Origin of the sequence: Halorubrum sp. C191, assembly GCF_002727095.1 — an archaeon.
In the GTDB taxonomy this organism is placed as follows: domain Archaea; phylum Halobacteriota; class Halobacteria; order Halobacteriales; family Haloferacaceae; genus Halorubrum; species Halorubrum ezzemoulense.
The window spans coordinates 1-3395 of the sequence record NZ_NHNZ01000054.1 but is presented as its reverse complement, the minus strand read 5'-3'; the positions used below and the strand labels follow the sequence as shown (position 1 = coordinate 3395).

The following is a 3395-nucleotide window of genomic DNA, read 5'->3' as shown; positions in this document are numbered from 1 at the left end:
CCAGTCTACCGAAGAGCGACCATGATAGGCTGCCGATCTACAGGCACACTCTCCGAAGCACGACTCCGCCCAGGAATCGACAACTCAACTGGTCACTCCTCATCAGGAGTGTCAAGATACTCTTCGATCAGCGGTTTGAGCTTACTCCGAAGTGCCCTGTCTCCCTCAATTGTTCCATCCACATGAATCCGGTACTCAGTCCCCAGTTTTTCTACATGCAGTCGGGGAGTGGTATCCTCCCATTCAACGCTTACCGTGGCTGACTCAGATAATCGATCTCGAAGTGCTTCAAGCTCATGTGGGAGCTCTTGGGGCTCAGTGACGCCTTCAGTCTCATCGGTATCCTCTCCAAGGCCGTCTTGGCGTGGCTGTTCACGCTGATCTGGATCTGCCTCCACATCACTATCTCCCGATTCAGATTCAGACAGCTGTTTTGTATCACCGTTCGAACTCTCTCCCTGATCTGTCAAAACAGAGTCGCTCTCATCAACAATCTCAAGCCGTCCTTTCGGGAACCCATAGTTCTTACAGTTCAATTCAGCCAGCGGGATTGGCTCTTCGACCGGGAGTTTTTCTGAGTCCTGATCTTCCAGTGACTCTCTGAATGCCACCACGGTCACATCCGACTCCCCATCATACTCCGGATTGTCCTCAGCTACGGTCACTTCTTCGTCTGTCTCTGAATCCAGATACGCAACCCACTCTTGACACGTACACGGTGGCCGGTTTATTACGACTGCTTCAGACGGCGCCGGATCTTCCCTGTCGATGACTACTGTCCCAGGCCGATATCTATCAGCATCACTCTCAGTCTCTGACTGGTCGTCCCCCACAGACTCCTCAGTCATCTCGCTGTCGCTCACAATAAACTGGGCTTTCGGCTCGCTGTGTATGACTGTTTTGACACCGTGAGAGTCAATCCGCCTCTGATAGGGATCAGCAGAGATACTCATAGATTTTCGGTGAGTTCAACGTTGGAAGCGTTCTCGTGAGATACGTCTTCAGTTCGGGAAGTGTTCGGTAGAGTCTGTTGGCACGTCCGTCGTTCACTTGACGCCAGCACTGTTCGAGTGGGTTCATTTCCGGCGCATACGGTGGGAGATACTCAAGAAGCAGGCCGACTCACTGAAGCTCAATTCGTCCAACGACTGGTTCGAAAAACTACTGTGTTACAATGTATCGGGATGAGCGTGTGGATTTTTGAGTGTCTTCGATCAGCCGGTCGAGCAGCGGTAGCTGTCCATCGGGTCGGACAGCGGTCGTCAGTGGCGACACTGTCGCGTCGGCGGCAGTCCGCCGCCGACAGCGACGGTCCATCCCGAAAATTATGCTCACCAGCGGTTCGAAGATCCTCCACAGCTAGTTCCATCTGATTCATCGCCATCAGACGAGATTACGCGGCTGTCGATGTGATCGACTGAAACTATTTCCGATAACGGACCCACCGGACACCACCAGAAGCCACTGGTAGGCGTGGGTGGGTTCATTCCTCGCGATGTACATCGATATCTACAGCTTCGGTGACGAACAGCTGATCATCAACCGCGTATAGATAGCCGCGATTCAATAGCTGGTCGAGTGCATATTTCGCATCACCGTCTGCGAAGTCTGCCTCGAGTAATCGGGCGTGGGCGTCACTACGTGGTATGCTGCTGTCGGCGTCCATGGTTTCTAAAAGACTCTCGTAGGCACTCTCAGCGACGGCCCCAAGTGGTCTCTCATCTCTATTGTACATCTGTTCGGTGAGTGCGCTGTCTCGATCACATAGTAAATGCCGATGAATATCAATCTCGTGGGAAGCTATCTTGATTCAGCGAGAGAATCTCACTGTTCACGGTGCGAGTGAATCCCGTACACTCCACTACTCAGACACATAACTCGGCAGCCGAGATATTAACTCGATTGAGTCCCACTCATTTTTACATGAAACCGTTTAGTGTAAGCGATGCTGCAGAAGACGTTTTAGATGATGAGGAGTCAATTGAGAAGCTTCGAACTGATGCCGTCAGCCTAGAGATAATGACTTTCGAGGAGGGCGACGAGGATCCGATGCACGCCCACGCCGAAGACGAGATCTATCACGTCGATTCCGGGAACGCACAACTCAATGTCGAGGGAGACACCTACGATGTCTCTGAGGGTGACGTCATCCATCTCGAACCGGGGACCGATCATCAGTTCGTTAATTTCGAAGACGAACTTGTCATGACTGTGTTATACGCTCCGGCCAAAGGCTCGACCGAGTAAGGCCAAGCATAGCGATTAACATTACTAGGTAAAGACAGTATCTATATGAATGAAGTCGGGGGCACAAGACTCAGCGCCCGTTGATCTCTCTCTAACACACGTTCCGGACGGGTATATTCGAGTAAGCTACTGGGCCTTCAGTCCTGATCTGCTAGATTCCAGATACAGACCGTCTCTCGATTGTATCTAGCAATTCAGCGTTGAAGCGGCACTACCGTCCACTACTTTGCTCGTCACCCTCAAGCGCGTCCCGAAGCCCCTCCGGGAGTAGGGAAAACGGCTTTTCCGCGTGAAAGGCGGCGTCCTCGTAGGCCTGCCCGACGTGTCTTCGCTTCGAGTCTGCACACTCCTCGGCGAGCGTGTCCAGTTCGTCCATCATAGACCAGAGTTCGTCCTCGGCTTCAAGCATCTCGGCGGTCAGCGCCAGTTCCTTGGTCGCCTTGGCGGTCGCGCGTCGCACGCGGCCGTCGTCGTCGCGGACCGCGTCCGCGTAGAGGTCCCGAAGTCGTTCTCGGTGGGTCGCGATCTCGTCGAACATCCACTCGCCTGGTAACGCTTCGTCGGTGAGGTCCGCACCGACCGTTCGATAGGCCAGGCGTGGATACAAACCGGCCGCAAAGCGAATCACGGACTGTCGCTGGCATCCATCGTCGGCCTTGTAGAGGTCACGACACATATCGGAACACTCGTTGAACAGGACGGCTCGTTCCTTGATTCCGGTATTCTCGATTCCGTCGATCGCGCGATTCACCTACACGGTGTTGCCCGAGGAGAGCGCGTCGGCGAACGCCTCGCGAGTGTGATCTATACGCGTTGTTGGTCGGGCGATCTAATTCATCGGATCGGCCTTCGAGAGGATTTCCGTTCCTCACCCGGCGGCGTCGTCGACGTAGTCATCACGCTACCAGACGATCCGGCCTGCAGGCGACCTGACCGCAGTCGCCGTGAACACTTCGACGGAGCACGTTTCCGTACGGCCGTATCCGATCCGTGTAGATGGGTAGCGAGATAGCGCAGTCGTTCGGGGATCGCTTCGTCACTCCACGTATACTTCTCCCGGAACACGGGCAGGGTGTATGTCCAATCCTCGTCGAGTGACCAGATCGTTGCTGTGGCGAGTCTGGCGTTGACGTGATCGTCGGCGACCA

The 3395-nt window shown here is 54.5% G+C and carries 5 protein-coding genes; 1 reads left to right on the top strand and 4 read right to left on the bottom strand.

The features are described 5' to 3' along the window. Positions 1-92 precede the first annotated feature (92 nt). From Z052_RS19710 to Z052_RS04965, 3 genes are all read right to left on the bottom strand, one after another. Positions 93-863 carry a hypothetical protein gene (locus tag Z052_RS19710; protein WP_141213566.1) on the bottom strand — a complete coding sequence of 257 codons (771 nt, stop codon included), beginning with the start codon at positions 861-863 and terminating at the stop codon, positions 93-95. A 73-nt stretch (positions 864-936) separates the two neighbouring features. Then, positions 937-1116, bottom strand: coding sequence for a transposase (locus tag Z052_RS21355; protein WP_394338380.1), 180 nt, complete (start codon positions 1114-1116; stop codon positions 937-939). A gap of 367 nt (positions 1117-1483) precedes the next feature. Then, positions 1484-1666 carry a hypothetical protein gene (locus Z052_RS04965; protein ID WP_141213567.1) on the bottom strand — a complete coding sequence of 61 codons (183 nt, stop codon included), beginning with the start codon at positions 1664-1666 and terminating at the stop codon, positions 1484-1486. 257 nt (positions 1667-1923) lie between these two features. Between Z052_RS04965 and Z052_RS04960 the strand changes: the two genes are divergently transcribed. Then, complete coding sequence (locus Z052_RS04960) at positions 1924-2247, top strand: cupin domain-containing protein (RefSeq protein ID WP_094519466.1); 324 nt, start codon at positions 1924-1926, stop codon at positions 2245-2247. A gap of 211 nt (positions 2248-2458) precedes the next feature. On the opposite strand, the gene Z052_RS20900 is transcribed toward Z052_RS04960, so the two are convergent. Further along, on the bottom strand, positions 2459-2785 hold the full coding sequence (locus Z052_RS20900; protein ID WP_241897901.1) for a hypothetical protein: 327 nt from the start codon (positions 2783-2785) through the stop codon (positions 2459-2461). Between the last annotated feature and the right edge of the window lie 610 nt (positions 2786-3395).